The following is a 20,759-nucleotide window of genomic DNA, read 5'->3' as shown; positions in this document are numbered from 1 at the left end:
TTGACACTGACTGACATCTAGCGATCATAGTAGCATACAGACAGCTAGCACGAGACCCGTATGAGCACCAAAAAAATCACTGAACTGGTTCCCGGACAAAGAATTGAAGTACAACTGACTAATTCAAATGTGCCCGCACGGTTTTTTACTGAGTTTATCGGTGCCTTAAAAGATCGCTGGCTTATTCTTAATATGCCGGATGCAAGAAAATACAGTGACTTACGGGACTATATCGAGGAAGCGATTCCCGTCGTAGTGCGGTTTGTGTTAGAAGCGGGTAATGGCGAAATTTGTGCATTTCGGAGTGACATCAATTACATCGTTTCGCACCCAACGAAGATGCTGTTTATTCGTTGGCCAAACGAGGTTGAGTACCGTGTTATTCGAAAAGGACGCCGTTTTGATGCGTTTTTGGCAACGGTTGTTGAGGGGCAATCGAGCGAAGGCGCTAATATTTCTTTGAAAGGTCATGTGTTAGACGTATCTGAAACGGGGTGCCGTGTTAAGCATGAGCTGCCGGAAGGCAATGACAAGGTGCTGTGGGAAAACGGCAGTAAAGTCGACTTGCTTATTGAACAGAAAAATAATCGCCAAGTGACATTAAAGGCGATTGTTCGTCAGGTGAAACGAAACGATCACTACGAATTGGGCTTACAATTTTTAGGCAACCAGAAAGAACAAATTAACGCACTGTTTTCCGGAAGCTTAGTTGACATTGAAGAGCTGTCTAAATTAGAGGCGTCAGGTAACGCATGAAGCAGTTGTTGAATCAGTGGCAAATGCTGATGGAAAATAGAAACCGATTTTTTTGGTTGTTGCAGGCGGGCGGTTGGATTGGCTATGCGTTAGTGAATTATATTGGCTCACTGATGCATGAAATGCGCGATATTTACACGCTTATTATTATTCTTGGCGCGTACGCAGGCTTTCTTCTGACGATCCCTTTGCGGTACTTTTATCGTAGAATATGGGAGATGGCACCACCATTGATGGTGCTCATTGCTATTGTGGCGTCGTACGTTATTTCAGTTTTGTGGGCGATTATTGACAATGCCACTTACTGGGAAATTTATAAGTTCGGCTTCAGACCTGACAGTCCTTTCTTTTATTTAAAAAATAGCCTGGCGAAGTTTTATATTATTTTAAGCTGGAGCGGTCTGTATTTTGGTATCAAGTATTACCAGATGTTGCAGGAGGAGAAACAAAAGGCGCTGCTGGCTTCATCAATGGCGCACCAGGCGCAGCTGAAAATGTTGCGTTATCAGCTAAACCCGCACTTTCTGTTTAATACACTGAACGCCATATCGACGCTTATTCTGATAAAAGACTCAGACAAAGCCAACAAGATGGTTAATAAACTCAGTCGGTTCTTACGCTTTTCACTCGACAATGACCCGATTAAAAAAGTGCCTTTAGAAAAAGAAATTGATGCGCTTTTGTTGTACCTGGATATTGAAAAGGTTCGTTTTGATGAACAGCTGGAAGTTGATATCAGTATGGGGGAAGAAACCAGGCAAGCTCTGGTGCCCAGCTTAATTTGCCAGCCGCTAATTGAAAATTCAATTAAGTACGCAATAGCTCAGGTCGAGGGTGTTGGTAAAATAACGATTCGCTCGCGAAAAGTGGGCGACGATTTAGAAATTATTATTTGTGACAACGGTCCGGAGCTTGAATCAGACCCTAATAAATTATTTAGAAAGGAAGGGGTCGGTCTGAATAACACTCAACAACGTCTAAAGTCACTGTACGGTAAAAGTTTTACATTTAATATGAGCAGAAATGAAGGCTCTGGCCTTTGTGTCACCATGGTTATACCTTTTGAAACACTGGAGAAAGTATGAGTCAACGCTTAAAAACGCTTGTAGTTGACGATGAGCCTTTAGCACGAAAAGGGCTGTCAGTGCGCCTGGAGGCATTTGAAGAACTTGAGCTAGTGGCTGAGTGCCCAACAAGCCGTGTGGCAGTGGACGTTATTGTAAAAGACAAACCGGACTTAGTGTTTCTTGATATACAAATGCCCGGACTTAATGGTTTCGAGGTATTAAAAGCAGTTAAAGAGCAGGGCGACGATTTGCCAGCCGTTGTCTTTGTTACTGCTTATGACGAGTACGCCATTAAAGCATTTGAAGTCAGAGCACTAGACTACCTGTTAAAGCCAGTAGATGACGAACGTCTCAAAGAGTGTGTTGAGCGTGTTATTGCGGAGAAAAATACACTTGACGCAGAGCAACATGAAAAGCTTGTTGGTCTGGTGGCGGAGGTTACGGGTCAAAACGCAGAGGAGCTCCTGAAAACGCTGTCTGAGGGGGGCGATATAGCAACAAACCAATATCCCGAGCACATTGCCATTAAAGACAGTGGCGAAATTACAAGGGTCGCCATTAAGGACATTAAATGGATTGATGCTGCTGGCGACTATATGTGTATCCATGCGAATGAGGATACCTATATTCTGCGGCGCACTATGAAAGAGCTGGAAAGAGAGTTAAGCCCACAGTTATTCCAACGCGTACACCGCTCTGCTATTGTTAATGTTAATCAAGTCGAGAAACTGTGTAACCAACAAAACGGTGAATACCATTTGCAGTTAAAAAATGGTCAGCAACTGAAGGTGAGTCGCAGTTACAAGGACAAAATTAAACAGCTGATTTTAGGTCAGTAACGGGCGACGATTATGCGCTATCTTGGTTTTACTCTGTTGGCTTTGCTGATGCTATCCGGTTGTACCGCCAATATCGGTTATCAGTTTGCGGATACTCTGGTTGAGTGGCGCGTAAAAGAATACGTAGACTTAAATAGTGAGCAGGAAGAAACGCTTGCAAAGAAAGTCGATGAACTCCATTTATGGCATGCCCGTACACAAATTCCAAAATACCGCGAGGCGCTGTTTAATTTGCGTCAAAAGGTAGACAACAAAACTTTAGAAAAATCCGATATTGTTGAATTTGAGCAAACGCTTCTCGGTTTTTGGCAAAATTTACTCGACAGAATCGCGACTGAAACAGTACTCATTAATCAGCTGTCAGTGAGGCAAAAGCAACAGCTGGTGGAGAGAATTGAAGAAAAGCAGTCCGAAAACCCCATTTTAAGGCAACTTGAACGAGCGAATGAGGTTGAAAGTGACCTGGAAGATATTATTGGTGACTTGACTGAGCAACAAGATAAGTTGCTGCGTGACTGGGTTGCAAACAGTCCATCAATACAAGAAGATTGGCTCAATTATCGGACAATGTGGTTAACCGAATTTGAGACCGTGCTGCTGACTGAGCCAACCGATATTGGTAAATTAAGCGCTCTTATCAAGAACCCTAAGCAACTGCGTTCTGAAGCACTTCAGGAAAAGATAGAACAAAGTAGCGACGCGAGAAATACGTTTTTGTGGAATATGTATGTAAGCTTATCTGAAAAGCAACGCAAGGCGGCGGTTGCAAAGGCCGATGAATACATCGACCTTCTTGATGGTATTACTGAAGACTTTAAAGACTAGCTCACTTCAATAATCTTACAGGTATTGCTTGACCCAACGGTTTCCATGACGTCACCGTGAGTCAGGATAACCAAGTCACCGGCTTTTAGATGCCCTTGAGATTTCAAAACTGCGACGGCCTCAAGAATAGGGTTTTCGGTTTTGGTTGAGTCAAAATTAATGGGATAAACACCGCGGTACATGGCCGACTTATTGCGACTTTCAGCGTGACGCGATAACGAAAAAATTGGCAAGTGCGAGGTAATACGCGACATAAGCTTTGCAGTAAACCCTGACTCGGTCAATGCGACAATAGCGGCGACGCCACTTAAATGTGTTGCAGCATACATTGCTGACATCGCTGTGGCTTCGGTGATGCTCGAGAAGACTTCCTCCAGATCTTTATGATCCAACTTGGCTGACGGGTGAGTTTCGGCGCCGAGACATATTTCCGCCATGGCTTTAACTGTGGCAATAGGGTGTTTCCCCGCAGCAGTTTCCGCAGACAACATAACCGCATCGGTACCGTCAAGCACGGCGTTGGCAACGTCCATAACCTCGGCTCGAGTAGGCATTGGATTCTCTATCATCGATTCCATCATTTGTGTTGCCGTAATAACAACACGATTTAACTGGCGTGCACGGGAAATAATAAGCTTTTGTTTACCCACCAGCTGAGCGTCACCAATTTCTACCCCTAAGTCACCACGGGCAACCATAACGGCATCCGAAGCGCGAATAATATCGTCCAGCGCATGTTCACTGGCAACAGCTTCCGCGCGTTCTATTTTTGCACAAAGTAGGCCTTTACCACCGGCATTACGAAGCAAATGACGCGCCTGGTTAATATCGTCGCCACTACGAGGGAATGAAACCGCGAGATAGTCGACACCAATTTCAGCCGCTGTTTTTATGTCGGCGAAGTCTTTTTCGGTTAATGCAGCCGCGGAAAGTCCGCCGCCTTGACGGTTAATGCCTTTATTGTTCGACAGGGTGCCACCAATGGTTACTACCGTGTGAACTTTACTGCCTTCAATTTCCGTTACTTTGAGCTGTAAACGGCCGTCATCAAGTAAGAGAATATCGTCCGGTGCAACGTCCTCTGGTAACTGTTTGTAGTCTAGCCCAACGGCATGCTCGTCACCGGCGTCTTTGGGCATTTCAGCATCAAGCGTAAACTGATCGCCCGCGTTTAAATTAACGTAGTCATTTTTAAAACGGGCGATACGAATTTTAGGTCCTTGCAGGTCACCAAGAATAGCGACATGGGCATTTAGCTCGGCAGCTATTTCGCGAACCATAGACGCCCGTTTCTTATGATCTTCTGCATTGCCATGAGAGAAATTAAGGCGAACCACATTAGCGCCAGCCTGTATCAGTGACCTTAGGGTGTCTTTTGAATCTGTGGCAGGACCAAGGGTGGTTACAATTTTGGTACGTCGAAGCATGCTTAACTCCAGCAATATGACAATATATGTAACAATAATCTTAGCATAGGCTTTATATCAGTAGTATGACATAACGCCTGTTTACCGAATAAATAAGGAGCGACTTATGGCGGAAAAGGACTGGAAACACCTATCTGATGATGAATGGAAAAATGAACTGTCAGACGATGCGTATTATGTGTTGAGACAAAAAGGTACAGAGCGCCCATTTACCGGCAAATACATGACAGCGGATAAAGACGGAATTTATCGCTGCGCAGGGTGTGGGCAGGCGATATTTGCAGGCGACACTCAGTTTGACTCGCATTGTGGATGGCCAAGTTTTGACTCAGCGATTGAAGGTGCCGTTCGCTATGAAAAAGATACCACTCACGGCATGGTCAGAGTTGAGGTGTTATGCAGCCGCTGCAACGGACACTTGGGCCATGTCTTTGACGATGGACCGACGGAAACCGGGCAGCGCTACTGCATTAACTCGGTCGCTATGCGTTATGAAGACGAGTAGCGACCTTTAAACCGGCCTTCTTTTATTTGGTCAACGATGTCTTCAGCCTGTTCGTCCCAGTCACTGTATTCATCTTCCGATGCGGTGACAATATTCTTCATGCTGCTTTTATCGAGGTTCTCCTGGCCCAGTTGCCAGGCGACTTGTGACCATACGTAGGCTTTTTCGGCTTCGCCTTCTTTAAGGTACATCGATACGAGCGTTGAAGGAATCTCTGGATTGATGCGGTCACCTTCTTTGTATAAGCGAAGTGCGTTATAAAGCAGCTTGAAAGTTTTTTCGGAATCTTGCTTCGTGTAGTAAGTCGCTAACGCCAGTTGCAGCTCTGGTGTTTGCATACGCTTAGAGCCTTCCATCGCTAATAGCTTTTGAAGAGCCTCGTCATTGCCTTGGTTAGACCAATGCCAATATAACCAGAGTGGGTGTTCAGAGCTTCTGGTTTCGTTGGCGAGCGCTTTAATATTCTTCTGAGAATTTATATACGCTTCAATACGGTTAGACTGTTTTTGTTTTAGTTTTTTGTGCTCAATGGTTGACGCCAGTTCGATACATTTACTGTATTCCTGCAAGTCCTGCATCAGGTAATACTGATTTTCCGGGGTTTTGTTTTGACTGACACCGTAACGACTGAAAATTAGCTGGCGTCGCTCTGAGTTACACCAGTTATCATCGTTTAAATCACTGCACATAGAAGGCGTGTTTTGACAAATTTCCCGAACGGTAGGGGCGCTGTCATAGCATCCCGCAAGAGGGAGTAGAGCAATAAGAGCTGCGTATTTTTTAATCATAGTCACCCGTTTACGGTATCATTAAAAGCGGATTTTCTCTTAAAGTTGGCTTCATGCCGACCTTTTCAGTACAATACTGCGGATTTTTAAGCGTAGCACTTTATTTGCTTACTGAACACGCTCACTGAACATTAAGTACAGAGGACAGGGCTCAATATGAATGCTAACCAGCAAGATCCTACTTTAGCAAGCTGGCAAGAACGCCAGGAATACGCAGAACAAATGCAGCCGATTCTCGGCAAGCTTTATCGTAACTTTGGTGTTGAAATCCTTGTTTACGGACGTTCTCTGCTGAACGTTTCAACCATTAATATCATCAAGTCTCACCGTTTAATTCGCCGTTACGAAGGTCAAAAAATTCGTTTACGTGAGAGCTTTCCATTTTTAGAAGCTATGGCTGAGTTGAAACTGTCTCCAGCACGTGTTGATTTAGGCAAGCTGGCTTATGGTTATCTGTTTGGCGGTAAAGCTGGCGACTTGTCAATTAAAGACTATGTGAAGCGTGAGCTGGCCGATATTATTGACAGAGAAGATGATATTGAGCCGCGTGACGTTGTTCTTTATGGCTTTGGTCGTATCGGTCGTTTATTAGCGCGCCAGCTTATTGAGCGTAATGGTGCTAACAATAAAATGCGCTTAAGAGCCGTGGTTGTTCGCGGTGGTCGTGACGGTGACTTGGAAAAACGTGCAAGCTTGTTACGCCGTGACTCTATCCATGGTCAATTTAATGGCTCCATCACGGTTGATAATGAAAACCAAAGCATTAAAGCCAATGGCACCAACATCAAAGTCATCTACTCTGACGGCCCAGACCAAGTCGACTATACTCAATACGGCATTAATAATGCGATTGTTATCGACAACACCGGTATTTGGAAGGACGAAGCCGGTCTTGGTCTGCACCTGAAATCAAAAGGTGTCAGCAAAGTATTACTGACAGCACCTTCAAAAGGCGATATCAAAAACATCGTATTTGGAGTTAACGACGGTGACATTGAAGACGGCGATGCGATTGTTTCAGCTGCAAGCTGCACAACTAATGCGATTACGCCAGTGCTAAAAGCCGTAAATGACAAATACGGTATTCGCAATGGTCACGTTGAAACCGTTCACTCATACACTAATGACCAAAACCTGATTGATAACTACCATAAAGCGGATCGCCGCGGTCGTTCAGCACCGCTGAACATGGTTATCACCTCGACGGGTGCAGCAAAAGCGGTAGCCAAAGCATTGCCAGAAATGGCAGGCAAGCTTACGGGGAACGCTATTCGTGTTCCAACGCCTAACGTATCGATGGCTATCATGAACCTGAATTTAGAAAAAGCGACATCTCGCGATGAGTTAAATGACTTTTTGCGTGACACCGCTTTACACTCGGAGCTGGTTAACCAAATCGACTATACTGCATCAACCGAAATTGTCTCTTCTGACTTGGTTGGTTCACGCCATGCGGGCGTTGTAGACTCGCAGGCAACGATTGTCGACGAAGACCGTGCTGTACTTTACGTATGGTATGACAACGAGTTTGGTTATAGCTGTCAGGTGGTTCGTGTTGCAGAATCTATGGCGGGACTTAAGGTTCCGAATCTGCCTAAATAACGTTAAAAGAGCGCCCGCCGGGCGCTTTTTTGTTGTACCGTATTGCTTTAATAAAGGTGAATTATGCGTATTTCTGCTCATTTCGATAGTGGCAACATTCAGGTTATCAGCGCGGACAGTGCCGACAACATCCGTCTCGCAATTAATAAAGACAACCAGTCTGACTTTTATCAGTGGTTCCATTTTAAACTGTTTGCCGAAGCCGGCACTGAGCATGTCATGGTTATCGAAAATGCCGCTGGCTCAGCTTATCCTGACGGCTGGGACGGCTATCAGGCATTAGCGTCTTATGACCGCGAAACCTGGTTCCGGGTACCGACAGACTACAATGGCAAAGAGCTCACAATTCGTCACACCCCGGAACAAGAAAGCGTTTATTACGCATACTTTGTTCCTTATTCTTATGAACGTCACCAGGACTTGATTCAATCCGCTCAACAATCTGTCGATTGCTACCACGAGCTGTTAGGTGAAACCATCGATGGTCGTGAGCTTAACTTATTGGTGATTGGTGAGCCGGCAGAACATAAAAACACCATTTGGGTTACCGCACGTCAGCATCCGGGCGAGTCGATGGCTGAATGGTTTATGGAAGGTTTCATTGGACGCTTATTGGACGACGAAGATGGTGTTGCTCGTAAGCTGCTAGACAACAATGTATTTTACGTTGTTCCGAATATGAACCCGGACGGTAGTGTCCGTGGCCATTTGCGCACAAACGCAGTAGGTACCAACCTGAATCGCGAGTGGGCGGAACCCAGCTTGGAAAAAAGCCCGGAAGTTTTCTACGTTCTAAAACGTATGGAGCAAACTGGCGTGGATATGTTTTTGGATGTGCATGGTGACGAAGCTCTGCCATATAACTTTGTTGCAGGATGTGAGGGTATTCCTTCTTACGATGATCGCCACAAAGACCTGGAAGACACCTTCAAAGCGGCTTTATTGACGACAACGCCAGAGTTTCAAACCAAGTATGGGTATGAGCTGGACAAACCGGGTAAAGCAAACATGACGGTTGCTAATTCGGCGGTAGGTGAAAAGTTCAAATGCCTTTCTTATACGTTAGAAATGCCGTTTAAAGATAACGCCGACTTGCCTGATGAAGATTTTGGCTGGTCTGCTCCTCGTTCGCATCGCTTAGGTGAAGATGTATTAACCGCAATATTGGCAGTATCGCCAAAATTGCGTTAAAACTAGAGTGAATTAACAATAATAACAACAAGAGGGGGTCTTCCTTGGAAGCGCTCAATAACTTTCTATTATGGATTGACGGTTTTTTAGGCTCTGCTGCCTATTTCCCGTTCATCTTACTTGGTGTGGGTCTATTCTTTACGTTATACCTTGGCTTTCCACAAGTAAGATACTTCAGACACGCATGGCGGGTATTGGCGGGCAAATTTGACCGTAAAGACTCACAAGGTGACACCAGTCACTTCCAGGCTTTATCGACGGCGCTGTCCGGTACCGTTGGTACCGGTAATATTGGTGGTGTTGCACTGGCGGTTTTCCTAGGGGGGCCCGCAGCGATTTTTTGGATGTGGATGACAGCCTTCTTAGGTATGACCACAAAGTTTGTCGAAGTCACCTTGTCCCACAAATACCGCGTAAAAACCGAAGATGGCACTATGGCGGGCGGCCCAATGTATTACATGGACCGTCGTCTAAACATGAAGTGGCTTGCCGTCATTTTTGCCATTGCAACCATTATTAGCTCGTTTGGTACGGGCAATATGCCGCAAATTAATAACATTGCTCAGTCAATGGAACAGACTTTCCAGATCGATCCAGTTTGGACAGGTGCTATTCTATCAATACTGCTAGCGATGGTTATTATTGGCGGTATTAAACGCATTGCAGCCGTTACATCAAAGATTGTTCCTATAATGGGTATTCTTTACGTGATTGGCTCTTTGAGCGTTATTTTCTTCAACATCGACAATATTGGTGAGGCGTTTGTCTCGATTTTCCGTGATGCCTTTACTGGTTCAGCGGCTGCAGGCGGCTTCTTAGGTGCTAGTTTTGCGTATGCGTTTAACCGGGGCGTTAACCGTGGCTTATTCTCGAACGAGGCAGGTCAGGGTTCGGCACCGATTGCGCACGCATCAGCAAAAGCGAAAGACCCGGTTGCAGAAGGTCTGGTTTCAATTCTGGAGCCTTTCCTGGATACCATTCTTATCTGTACTTTAACTGGTTTGGTTATATTGTCTTCCGGTGTTTGGACTGAAAAGCACGAAAACGTATTCGCACGTAGTGATTTAGACTTCGTTGTCGGGCAATACAACGATGTTGATACCGACGATCGCGAGCAGCTTTACAGATACCTGAACGATTTTAGCGATACTGAAATTGAACGTTATTCAGGCAAGCTGGAAGTGGTTAATGGTGAAGCACAGACCAATGGTGAAGTCACTATCTTGCACGCACGTTCAGTGGCTGAAGACGTTCGCTTTATTGTTGCCGGTGAAGATGCTTATAACGGTACCGTTGAGATTAAGAACGGTAACTTAATCAAAGAAGACATCGAAGTGGTTGGTAAATCGCTGGTGCACTCGGCTGCGTTGACTTCATTAGCCTTTGCTAACGGTTACTTCGGCGATTACGGACAATACATTATTCCACTGACGTTACTTATGTTCGCGTTTTCGACAGCGATAGCCTGGTCATACTATGGTGACAGGGCGGTTGTCTATCTGGTCGGCCAGAAAGGCGTTATGCCGTACCGCATTTTATACGTTGCGGGCTTCTTCTGGGCGTCATTTGCGGACACCACGCTCGTTTGGACAGCGTCAGCAGTCGCTATTGTACTCATGACCCTACCTAACTTACTCGGTATGTTGCTGCTTCATAAAGAAATGAAGTCAACGGTGAAGTCTTACTGGAAAGACTTCGGCGATGCTGACAAGAAGAAATAAGCGCTAATGAGCTCTGTAAAACGGCCAGTTATTGCTGGCCGTTTTTTATTTTCTTATTCACTTTGCTTGAAATTCAGCGCAAAAGCCTTATATTGCAAGGACTGCATAAGAGGTAGGTTATGAAATTATGGCGTTAACGAAATGCCCATCTTGTAATAAGCGAATATCGTCAAAGGCGCGAGAATGCCCCCACTGTCAATTCGTTTTAGCTGGACAAAGTAAGGACGATATAGAGAGAGAACGGCGTCGCTTAAAGCAGGAAAAGTCTGACAAGCTGGTATCCCGTTCCATGTTGGCTCTAATTATTGCCATAGCGGCTTTTACCTATTTGTTTATGCAACAGCCACAACCACTGTCATGGGGCTATAACATTGCTATTGGTGGCATTGTTGTCGGTTTAATATGGTTTGTTATAAACCGGGTACAGTTGATGTTCTTAAAGAAGAAGCAATAACTCATGCAGTTTGATGACTTAATTAATAGTATGACGCCAGAGGTCTATGAGCGCTTGGTGCAATCGGTAGAAACAGGCAAGTGGCCGGACGGAAATAGACTGACCGAAGAACAACGCGAAAACTCGCTGCAGTTAGTGATGGCTTATCAAGCAAAGTTTGCTAATTCTGACGAGGCCTACACGGTTGGACCGGATGGAAATATTATTTCTAAGTCTAAACGTGAATTAAAAGACCAGTTTCGTACTGGCAACGACACGGCTTCTATAGCCCGATTTAAGCTCGATAATTAAGTTGAACAAATGATGAAAGCGCAGTTGTATTCCGACCTTTTACGCCAGGCTCAAGCTATTACAGAGGGTGAGTCTAATCTCATTGCGAACCTTTCTAATATTTCCGCTCTTTTGTATGACGCAATTGACGACATTAATTGGCTTGGCTTTTATCTGGCTGAATCAAGCGAAGAACTTGTTTTAGGTCCATTCCAGGGCAAAGTAGCTTGTGTGCGAATTCCCTTTGGAAAAGGCGTTTGCGGTGTCGGTGCTAAAACCCAGCAGACACAGTGCGTTAAAAATGTTCATGAATTCGAAGGGCACATTGCGTGTGATTCAGCGTCTAACAGTGAAATTGTTGCGCCTATTGTTGTTAATGGAAAAACAGTGGCGGTGCTCGATATAGACAGCCCGTCTATTGGTCGCTTCGATAATGAGGACGCTGCAGGCTTTCAAAAAATAGCTGACTTTTGTAGCAACCTGAACTGGCAGAAGTAATCTTTATGTTTGACGAGTTTGATATTCACAGCTATTTGGTAACGCGCGAAGACGCCGTGTTTTTTGATGACGACGCAGAAGAAGCGGCAGATCAAATCAATGAAATGCTGCATCACATTAATGCGCTGCGCACAGATGACGATAACACAGAACAATTAGAAGAGATGGTTCGTCGTACGTTGTATGACTGGATAGAAGAACCCGCTCTTTTGGAATTATCATTTGATGAAATGGACGAATACGTTCAAAACCTAATGGACGACGTTCGAGAACAGGAAGAAGAACAGAATGACTGAACCGGAAAAAACTGACGAAGAGCAAAGACGTTATTGCCTACCTTGCAGAACAGTTCCCTAACTGCTTTTCGTTAAAAGGTGATGCCAAGCCACTAAAAATAGGCATTTTTGAAGACTTAGCAAAACGTTTAGAAGACGATGAAAAAGTCAGTAAAACCCGTTTGAGAACGGCACTTCGTCATTACACCAATAGCTGGCGTTACCTTTACAGCATAAAAGCCGGGGAGGCTCGTGTTGATCTTGATGGTAACGAAGCTGATAAAGTGACTGAAGAGCATCAGGAACATGCACAAGAGTCATTAAAAGAGTCAAAAGCAAAAGCTGCTCAGAAAGCAAAAGAAAAAAATGCCGCTAAGCCAAAAGCGCCGGTGAAAAAGAAAATTACTGAATCGGCGAAACCCAGTAAGCCGAAAGCGGCCAAGAAAAAGCCCAAACCTGAGTTAAAACTGGAAGAAGTGGAACTTAGCAAGCTGTCTGTAGGTCAACAGGTACAGGTGAAGGCTGGAAACCAGCCTATGACGGGAACCATTACTGAGCTGGATAAGAACGACGTTCAAGTTCAACTGGCCAATGGTCTCAGCATGAAAGTAAAAGCGGATAAGATATTTTTGCGCGCTTAGGAGCATTGAATGAAACACTTGGCTGTAAGAAGTTATTTATTAGCGTTAGCTGTTGCCGTACCAACGGCTTACGCAATACCTCCCAAACACAGTGTCGATGAGTTGCCGGAATTAGAGCAAGAGTCTCAACACGATACAGCCAGTGAACGAATTACTTCCTACTTTACTCGTTATCACTATAGCGGTATGACGCTTGATAACGAGTTGTCTGAGCAAATATACGACCGTTATTTCGAAATGCTCGACTACAGCAAAATGTTTTTGCTGAAAGAGGATGTAGAAAGTGCGTCTGAATACCAACACTTATTCGATGACATGCTGAAAAGCGGTGAGCTCGATGTCGCCTACGATATTTATCAAAACAGCTTAGAACGCCGTTTTGACCGATATACTTATGCGCTTTCTTTGCTGGACGACGAAAAGCCAATGGACTTTTCAGTTGAGGGCGATAAGTATTATTACGATCGCGAAGATGCGGAGTGGGCAACAACCGAAAAAGAACTTAATGATCTCTGGCAAAGCCGCGTTAAGTACGATGCGCTTAATTTAAAACTAGCGGGTAAAGAGTGGCCTGAAATTGTTGAAACTTTGGGTAAACGCTACAACAGTGCTCTTAATCGTTTAACCAAGTCTAAGAGCGAAGATGTATTTCAGACATTAATGAATGCGTTTGCGCGCTCGGTTGAACCGCACACGAGCTATTTGTCGCCATCAAACTCTGAGCGTTTCAAACAAAACATGAACCTCGAGCTTGAGGGAATTGGCGCCGTTTTACAGTCGGAATATGACTACACCGTTATTCGTAGCTTGGTGCCAGGCGGTCCGGCGGACAAAACAGGCAAGCTGTCACCGGAAGACAAAATTATTGCTGTTGGACAGGGCGAAGGTGAGGACAAGGAAGAGTTTGTCGATATTATCGGCATGCGCTTAGACGATGTGGTTGAACTAATCAAAGGGCCTAAAGGCACGACTGTACGTTTGCAGGTGTTGAAAGCCAGCCAAGGCGCGGGCGGAACGCCTAACGTTGTCAAGGTCACTCGTGACAAAGTTAAACTGGAAGACCGTGCTGCAAAAGCGGAAGTGAAAACCATCGAAGAGGGTATTTACGAAGGCCAGAAGATGGGCGTCATTGAAATACCCGGCTTCTATAACAACCTGACAGCCGATGTTAAAAAGCTGATAAATGACATGCAGTCAGAAGACGTAGAAGGCTTGATTATTGACTTACGCGGTAACGGCGGCGGCGCTTTAACAGAAGCCATTGGTTTGACGGGGCTATTTATTGATAAAGGGCCGGTCGTTCAGGTCAGTGACGGGCGCGGACGCGTTGATGTTAGCGAAGACAAAGACGGTAAAGTGTTCTATTCAGGCCCCTTATTTGTCATGGTTGACCGTTACAGTGCCTCGGCTTCTGAGATATTCGCAGCCGCAATGCAAGACTACGAACGGGCGCTTATATTGGGCGAAAATACCTTCGGTAAAGGAACGGTTCAGCAACATCGTGGACTGGCACGTCGTTTTGACTTTTTTGATGAGCCGCTAGGCAGTGTTCAGTACACTATTGCAAAGTTTTATCGTATAGATGGCGGTAGTACGCAACTCAAAGGGGTTCAACCTGATATCGTATTTCCATCTTTTGTAGAAGCATCGGAGTGGGGCGAAAGCAAAGAAGATAACGCGCTACCCTGGGATAAAATTAAAAAGACCGACTTTAAACCGGTTAATAGAGTTGGCGACTCAGAAATTGAGCTACTTCAAACTCGCTTAAACAAACGTATTGAAAGCGAGCCTGAGTTTAAGTTTATCTTCGAAGACATTGAGCGTTACCGTTTAGAAAAAGATAAAACCTGGGTAAGCCTGGAAGCTGAAGAACGTAAGAACAAAGAAGATGAACAAAAAAACCGCCAGCTTGAGCGAGTTAATGCTCGTCTAAAAAGAGCTGGTAAAGAACCAGTGGAAAGCATTGATGATGCTCCGGAAGAAATGACAGAAGTTGATCCTTACCTTGAGCAAGCGTTGCTTGTTGCAATGGACTTTATTCATGGTGAGGAGCTTGCAGCGAATAATTAGTCGCTAACGCATGATTTAAATACCGCCTTGATTGGCGGTATTTTTTTAACACAGCCGACAACAACATAGGCGGTTGTGATATAACTCAATAAAATAACAACAATAACTAAAAAACAATGACAAACAATCAGACAATCTCAAGCCGCTGGTCAAGCCGGCTCAGTTTCATTCTCGCATCTTCCGCTGCCGCTGTTGGTTTGGGTAACATTTGGAAGTTTCCGTATGTCATGGGAGAAAATGGCGGCGGTGCTTTCGTTCTTATTTACCTGCTATGTATTCTGGGAATTGGCATCCCTATCATGATTGCCGAGGTCATTATTGGTCGTCGAGGTCGGCATTCACCAGGGTATGCGGCAAAGTCGGTTGCGCAGGAATCAGGAAAAAGCTCTTTCTGGCAAAGCGCTGGCTGGCTAGGTATGCTGACGGGTTATTTAGTGCTGAGTTTTTATGCCGTTATCGCGGGCTGGGCGTTAGCTTATGTATTTAAAGCCGGACAAGGGTTATTTGAAGGTGCTTCAGCAGAACAGGTGGGTAGTGTTTTCACCGGGCTATTGTCGTCACCGGGCGAATTGATGTTATGGCACAGCCTTATTATTATCGCGACAGTTTTAGTGGTTGGCAACGGCGTAAAAAATGGTTTGGAGCGCTCTGTCCGCTTGCTATTACCAGCCATGATTTTGCTGCTTGTCGGCATCGCCATATACGTCGGCAATATTGGTGACTTTTCTGCAGCAATAACCTTTATGTTCGAACCCGACTTTAGCAAGCTCTCGGTAAACGGTGTGATGATTGCCTTGGGACATTCGTTCTTCACATTAGGCTTAGCGTCGGGTGTGGTCATTATGTACGGGGCTTACTTGCCCCGTGAAACATCGATAGTACAAACCAGCCTCTGGATAGCTGTTATTGATACCATTGTTGCGTTGCTGGCCGGCTTAGCAATATTTCCTTTGGTCTTTGGCTTTGGGCTGACCCCGAGTGAGGGGCCTGGTCTTATTTTCACCACGTTACCTTTGGCATTTGCGGAAATGCCTGCTGGCACACTGCTTGGTACCGTATTTTTCATTATGCTTGTTATAGCGGCTTTTACATCGGCTATCGCAATGATTGAGTCTTCTGTTGCTTTTGTAGCAGAGAAGTTCTCTTTAAAGCGCTGGCCAGCGACGCTTGTTTCCGGTTTTGTGCTTTGGTTATTAGGGCAGCTAACCATTCACTCATTTGCAGGGAGCGAATGGGCTCAACTTAGCGGTGAGTGGCTGGGTAAACCCATTAACTCAATTTTTGATATTATTGACCTTTTGACGTCCAGTATCTTACTGCCATTAGGCGGGTTGTTACTGGCTATTTTGGCTGGTTGGGTGATGAAAAGAGAGCTCAGCGAAAATGAATTAGACAGCCACAAACCGGTTTTTGACATTTGGTTGTTGTGCGTTAAATACATTGCGCCCGTAGCCATTATTATTATTTTCTTGCAGTTAATTGGTTTTATAAAACTTTAGGTTAAAAATTAATGAGTCATACAACAAAACAACCAAGTTTATTCCAGGCGTTAGTTCCACTAATGGCGCTGATTGTCATGCTGGCTTCGTCCGTTTATTTATTCGGCGAGGACTCGTCTTATGGGCCTAACCAAATTGCGTTATTAGTTGCATCCGGCATTGCCGTTATCATTGGTTTTCGCAATGGTTTTAGTTGGTCGCAAATAGAAGAGGGTATTACTGAAGGTATTTCAGTTGCGCTAGGCGCTATGCTAATCATTCTTGCGGTTGGCTCATTAATTGGAACCTGGTTGTTATCGGGTACCGTACCAACGCTTATCTATTTTGGTCTGGAGCTCTTAAATCCCGGTCTGTTTTATGCCGCGAGTTGTATTATTTGCGGTATTGTCGCGCTTTCAATTGGTAGCTCATGGACAACGGCTGCGACCATCGGTGTGGCATTAATGGGGGTTGCTTCCGGTATGGGACTTGAACCTGCTATTGCCGCAGGTGCGATAGTTTCAGGGGCGTATTTTGGTGATAAAATGTCACCGCTCTCCGATACTACGAACCTGGCTCCTGCAGTTGCAGGCACAGAGCTGTTTGCTCATATTCGTTACATGGGATACACCGCAGGCCCAGCGTTTGTAATATCCGTTATCATTTTCCTCATTCTCGGTCTAAACGCAGATACTAACGTTAGCCTTCAGCGATTAGAACAAATGCAAACCCAACTTCAGGCAACCTTTAACATTGGCTGGGAAATGTTGGTACCACTTGCCATACTTTTATACTTAGCAGCAACCCGTAAACCGGCATTACCTACCGTATTCTTTGGTGCATTATTAGGTGGTGCCTGGGCGCTTATTTTCCAGCCTGAGATGGTGACGCAAATTGCTGGTGAAGAAGGTTGGGTAGCTTCTCTGAAGGTAGTTTGGCTTGCGTTGTCCGATGGCACGATCGTTAGTACAGGCAGTGCTAATCTGGACTCTTTGCTAAGTGGCGGTGGTATGGTGTCCATGCTCAATACTGTTTGGCTCATTCTTAGCGCAATGACGTTCGGCGCTATTATGGAAAAAATAGGGCTGCTTGAGCGCTTTATTCGGGGCATGCTAAAAGCCAGCAAGTCGGTTGGTTCATTGATTACCGGTACGTTATTTACTTGCTTTGGCGCCAACGTCTTAACCGCTGACCAATATATGGCTATTGTCTTGCCTGGTCGTATGTTCAGAGAAGAGTACGAGCGCCGAAATCTTGATCCACGCGTACTGTCTCGTACGCTGGAGGACAGTGGTACTATTACGTCAGCGCTAATTCCGTGGAATACCTGTGGTGCTTATATGTTCTCGGTACTTGCGGTTAGCCCATTCGAATATGGTATCTTTGCGTTCTTCAACTATTTAACACCGCTAATTGCGGTAGTGTTTGCCTATACCGGCTGGACTATTCTCTATAAAAAGCCAGAGCCAGAAGAAGCAACGGCTTAATCAGTACTGAAAGGAAGTTATGACACAGTTACCGAAAGCGAAGTATAGAAAAGATTATCAACAACCCGAATTCACTATTTCAACGGTTGATTTGACCTTTGAGTTACACCCTGAAAATACTCAGGTCACTAATGTCATGAAGGTTGAGCGCCAGGGCAACCACACTAAGCCGTTGGTGCTTGATGGCGAAGACATAACGCTGAATAGCGTCAAAGTGAATAGTGAGGTTATTCCAGCCGAAAAGTGGAAGGTTGATAACAACCAGTTGATACTCGATATCGCACTCGATAGCTTTGAGTTAACCATTGAAAATACAGTAAACCCAAGCGCTAATGAAGCGCTTGAAGGCTTGTATTTAGCTGAGGGTACTTACTGTACTCAGTGCGAAGCCGAAGGGTTTCGCCGCATCAGTTACTTCATGGACCGTCCTGACGTCTTGGCAACATACCGCACAACTGTCATAGCCGATAAAGACGGGTACCCGTATTTGCTCTCAAATGGTAATCGTGTTGAATATCAGGAACTGGACAATGGTAAACATTTAGCCGTCTGGGAAGACCCCCACCCAAAACCCAGCTATTTATTTGCCTTGGTCGCAGGGAACTTCGATTTGCTGGAAGACCAATTCACAACCAAAGACGGCAGAAACGTTGAGCTTCAGCTCTTTGTTGATAAGGGAAATCTGCATCGAGCACCACACGCCATGGAATCGCTTAAAAATGCCATGAAGTGGGACGAAGAGCGCTTTAACTTAGTGTATGACCTCGACATTTATATGGTTGTTGCTGTCGATTTCTTTAATATGGGTGCGATGGAAAACAAAGGCTTAAACGTCTTTAACGCCAAATATGTATTAGCAAATCCGGAAACAGCGACAGACCAGGACTTTTTGAACATTGAATCGGTTATCGGTCATGAATATTTTCATAACTGGACGGGTAACCGGGTGACTTGCCGTGATTGGTTTCAGTTATCGCTGAAAGAAGGTTTAACTGTTTTTCGTGACCAAGAGTTCAGTTCGGATTTAGGCTCTCGCGCAGTCAATCGCATTAACGATGTGAAGATCATTAGAAGCCATCAGTTTGCAGAAGACGCGAGTCCAATGGCGCATCCTATTCGCCCGGATAAAGTTGTTCAAATGAACAACTTTTATACTGTCACGGTGTATAACAAGGGCGCAGAAGTCATTCGTATGATTCATACCTTGTTAGGCGAATCGGGTTTTCAAAAGGGCATGGCGCTGTACTTTGAGCGCTTTGATGGCCAAGCCGTTACTTGTGAAGACTTTGTTGCCGCCATGGAAGACGCTAACGACGCAGACTTCGGTCGCTTTCGCAACTGGTATTCACAAGCGGGCACTCCAACCGTTGCCGTAGAGCAAGCGTACGACTCAGCAACAAAAAAACTGACCTTAACCTTGCGTCAGGACACGCCGGCAACCCCTGGACAAAAAGAAAAAGCACCTTTTCATATTCCGATTAAATGGTCGGCATACACGTTACAAGGCCAACCACTGGAGTTGTCCGACGAACACTTAATTCACCTTAAAGACAATGAGCTCACACTGAAGTTTGAAGGTGTTTCAGAGCAACCCGTTTTGTCGTTATTCGAGAATTTCTCAGCCCCTGTGAAAGTAAAACGTGATATCAGTGACGATGAGTTACGAGTATTAATGGCACATAGTCAAGATGAGTTTAGCCGCTGGGACGCAGCGCAAACTTTGTTTGCTCGGATAGTAGAGCAGGCGATATCAAATGACGCGGAGGTTGAGTTAGACGATCAAACGGCGACGTCTTGTCGTAACTTACTGCTCGGTGACAGTGATCCGGCGTTGATATCGTTAGCTTTAACGTTGCCAAGCCCTGCAACTATTGGTGAAAACTTTGAGGTCATTCCAGTTGAGAACATCAACAGAAGCTTAGATAGTCTTAAGCAAAAACTGGCGAGTGCATTAAAAGAGGACTTTATTCGCGTCTATAAACGCAGTACAACCCGTCATCCTTATGAGCTATCGGCGCAAGATATTGCTGCACGACAACTCAAGAAAGTCTGTTTGAGTTATCTCGCATTAACTGATGGCAATAATGACCTAATTGAGCATGAATTTGATCAGGCCGATAACCTGACTGATCAGCTAGCGGCGCTGCAAGCCGTGGTTTGGTCAAATCATTCGTTGTCGAAAACGTTCCTGGACGCTTTTGATAAACAGTGGCGGGGGGAGAAGTTGGTGATGGACAAGTGGTTCAGTACTCAGGCGGTTTCTAATAGCGAAACTACTGTCGAGCGGGTTACTGAGCTCATGTCTCATCCGGACTTCAGCATTAAGAATCCAAACCGAGTTTATTCGTTGCTGGCGGCTTTCTCACAGAATCAGGCTCAGTTCCATCGGGCGGATGGTAAGGGCTATCAGTTGGTTGCAGAACAAATTAAAGTATTGAATGACTTTAACCCTCAGGTAGCATCACGGCTACTGTCTGCGTTTGTTAGCTGGCGTCGCTATGACGAAAAACGTCAAGAGCTAATGAAAGCCGAGTTGAAAGGCATTCAGTCTTTACCGAACTTAGCCAGCGATTTGTTTGAAAAAGTCGAAAGTTGTCTAACTGAATAATTATTTAAGGCAGGCAAGTAACGTGATCATCGAGTATGTCTTTAGTTTGTCAATGAGCTATCAGGAATACTGTGATGTTTACTACAATAAAGGGTTTCAGCAAGTCGTTGTAACCACTGATAATGGCACGCGGGTCGCTATTCCCGCGGGCCGCTTTATAAAGTTTATTGATAGCCAAGGCATAAGAGGTCGCTTTCGCTTACAAGTCGATGAAAATCAAAAATTTGTTGATTTAAGTCGCATTTAAAGACTTCCAT

The 20,759-nt window shown here is 45.1% G+C and carries 20 protein-coding genes; 18 read left to right on the top strand and 2 right to left on the bottom strand.

What is annotated here, in order from left to right:
- Positions 1-60: 60 nt before the first annotated feature.
- Genes CWC33_RS12045 through CWC33_RS12030 form a run of 4 tightly spaced genes read left to right on the top strand, consistent with a single transcriptional unit; the run spans position 61 to position 3,487 of the window.
- A complete protein-coding gene (locus CWC33_RS12045) occupies positions 61-756 on the top strand; it encodes a flagellar brake domain-containing protein (protein WP_100692139.1) in 696 nt (231 codons plus the stop codon).
- On the top strand, positions 753-1,841 hold the full coding sequence (locus CWC33_RS12040) for a sensor histidine kinase (RefSeq protein WP_100692138.1): 1,089 nt from the start codon (positions 753-755) through the stop codon (positions 1,839-1,841). The genes CWC33_RS12045 and CWC33_RS12040 overlap by 4 nt, the downstream gene beginning before the upstream one ends.
- Positions 1,838-2,662 carry a LytR/AlgR family response regulator transcription factor gene (locus tag CWC33_RS12035; protein WP_100692137.1) on the top strand — a complete coding sequence of 275 codons (825 nt, stop codon included), beginning with the start codon at positions 1,838-1,840 and terminating at the stop codon, positions 2,660-2,662. The genes CWC33_RS12040 and CWC33_RS12035 overlap by 4 nt, the downstream gene beginning before the upstream one ends.
- Before the next feature lie 12 nt (positions 2,663-2,674).
- Entirely contained in the window at positions 2,675-3,487 is an 813-nt protein-coding gene (locus CWC33_RS12030) for a DUF6279 family lipoprotein (protein ID WP_100692136.1), read from the top strand.
- Here CWC33_RS12030 and pyk read toward each other — a convergent pair.
- A complete protein-coding gene (gene pyk, locus CWC33_RS12025; RefSeq protein ID WP_100692135.1) occupies positions 3,484-4,914 on the bottom strand; it encodes a pyruvate kinase in 1,431 nt (476 codons plus the stop codon). The genes CWC33_RS12030 and pyk overlap by 4 nt on opposite strands.
- Before the next feature lie 106 nt (positions 4,915-5,020).
- Here pyk and msrB point away from each other — a divergent pair, with 106 nt between their 5' ends.
- The gene (gene msrB, locus CWC33_RS12020; RefSeq protein ID WP_100692134.1) at positions 5,021-5,419 is read left to right on the top strand and encodes a peptide-methionine (R)-S-oxide reductase MsrB; all 399 of its coding nucleotides are present in this window, start codon (positions 5,021-5,023) and stop codon (positions 5,417-5,419) included.
- On the opposite strand, the gene CWC33_RS12015 is transcribed toward msrB, so the two are convergent.
- Positions 5,404-6,207 (bottom strand): DUF2989 domain-containing protein, encoded by an 804-nt coding sequence (locus CWC33_RS12015; protein ID WP_100692133.1) that lies wholly within the window; start codon positions 6,205-6,207, stop codon positions 5,404-5,406. The two genes, msrB and CWC33_RS12015, sit on opposite strands and share 16 nt — an antisense overlap.
- Before the next feature lie 156 nt (positions 6,208-6,363).
- Here CWC33_RS12015 and CWC33_RS12010 point away from each other — a divergent pair, with 156 nt between their 5' ends.
- The 13 genes from CWC33_RS12010 (at position 6,364) to CWC33_RS11950 (ending at position 20,749) form a co-directional block, all read left to right on the top strand.
- Positions 6,364-7,809: a glyceraldehyde-3-phosphate dehydrogenase gene (locus CWC33_RS12010; protein WP_100692132.1), complete on the top strand. Its 1,446-nt coding sequence runs from the start codon at positions 6,364-6,366 to the stop codon at positions 7,807-7,809.
- A 63-nt stretch (positions 7,810-7,872) separates the two neighbouring features.
- Positions 7,873-9,000, top strand: a complete 1,128-nt coding sequence (locus tag CWC33_RS12005; protein WP_100692131.1) for a M14 family metallopeptidase — start codon at positions 7,873-7,875, stop codon at positions 8,998-9,000.
- Positions 9,001-9,044: 44 nt separating this feature from the next.
- On the top strand, positions 9,045-10,721 hold the full coding sequence (locus CWC33_RS12000) for an alanine/glycine:cation symporter family protein (protein ID WP_100692130.1): 1,677 nt from the start codon (positions 9,045-9,047) through the stop codon (positions 10,719-10,721).
- A 127-nt stretch (positions 10,722-10,848) separates the two neighbouring features.
- Positions 10,849-11,175 (top strand): hypothetical protein, encoded by a 327-nt coding sequence (locus CWC33_RS11995; protein ID WP_100692129.1) that lies wholly within the window; start codon positions 10,849-10,851, stop codon positions 11,173-11,175.
- A 3-nt stretch (positions 11,176-11,178) separates the two neighbouring features.
- Positions 11,179-11,466, top strand: coding sequence for a YeaC family protein (locus CWC33_RS11990; RefSeq protein ID WP_100692128.1), 288 nt, complete (start codon positions 11,179-11,181; stop codon positions 11,464-11,466).
- 9 nt (positions 11,467-11,475) lie between these two features.
- A complete protein-coding gene (locus tag CWC33_RS11985; protein ID WP_442906199.1) occupies positions 11,476-11,943 on the top strand; it encodes a GAF domain-containing protein in 468 nt (155 codons plus the stop codon).
- 5 nt (positions 11,944-11,948) lie between these two features.
- A complete protein-coding gene (locus CWC33_RS11980; RefSeq protein WP_100692127.1) occupies positions 11,949-12,239 on the top strand; it encodes a hypothetical protein in 291 nt (96 codons plus the stop codon).
- Positions 12,236-12,859, top strand: coding sequence for an RNA chaperone ProQ (gene proQ / locus CWC33_RS11975; RefSeq protein ID WP_100692126.1), 624 nt, complete (start codon positions 12,236-12,238; stop codon positions 12,857-12,859). Before CWC33_RS11980 ends, proQ begins: the two co-directional genes overlap by 4 nt.
- Positions 12,860-12,868: 9 nt before the next feature.
- Positions 12,869-14,929 (top strand): carboxy terminal-processing peptidase, encoded by a 2,061-nt coding sequence (gene prc, locus CWC33_RS11970; RefSeq protein WP_100692125.1) that lies wholly within the window; start codon positions 12,869-12,871, stop codon positions 14,927-14,929.
- A 116-nt stretch (positions 14,930-15,045) separates the two neighbouring features.
- Positions 15,046-16,428 carry a sodium-dependent transporter gene (locus CWC33_RS11965; protein ID WP_100692124.1) on the top strand — a complete coding sequence of 461 codons (1,383 nt, stop codon included), beginning with the start codon at positions 15,046-15,048 and terminating at the stop codon, positions 16,426-16,428.
- A gap of 11 nt (positions 16,429-16,439) precedes the next feature.
- The gene (gene nhaC, locus CWC33_RS11960; RefSeq protein WP_100692123.1) at positions 16,440-17,894 is read left to right on the top strand and encodes a Na+/H+ antiporter NhaC; all 1,455 of its coding nucleotides are present in this window, start codon (positions 16,440-16,442) and stop codon (positions 17,892-17,894) included.
- Between the two features lie 19 nt (positions 17,895-17,913).
- Positions 17,914-20,502 (top strand): aminopeptidase N, encoded by a 2,589-nt coding sequence (pepN, locus tag CWC33_RS11955; RefSeq protein WP_100692122.1) that lies wholly within the window; start codon positions 17,914-17,916, stop codon positions 20,500-20,502.
- Positions 20,503-20,524: 22 nt separating this feature from the next.
- Positions 20,525-20,749: a DUF2835 family protein gene (locus tag CWC33_RS11950; RefSeq protein WP_100692121.1), complete on the top strand. Its 225-nt coding sequence runs from the start codon at positions 20,525-20,527 to the stop codon at positions 20,747-20,749.
- The last annotated feature ends 10 nt before the right edge of the window (positions 20,750-20,759 follow it).

The organism is Idiomarina sp. X4, from assembly GCF_002808045.1.
GTDB lineage: Bacteria > Pseudomonadota > Gammaproteobacteria > Enterobacterales > Alteromonadaceae > Idiomarina.
This window is presented reverse-complemented; position numbering and strand designations above follow the sequence as displayed.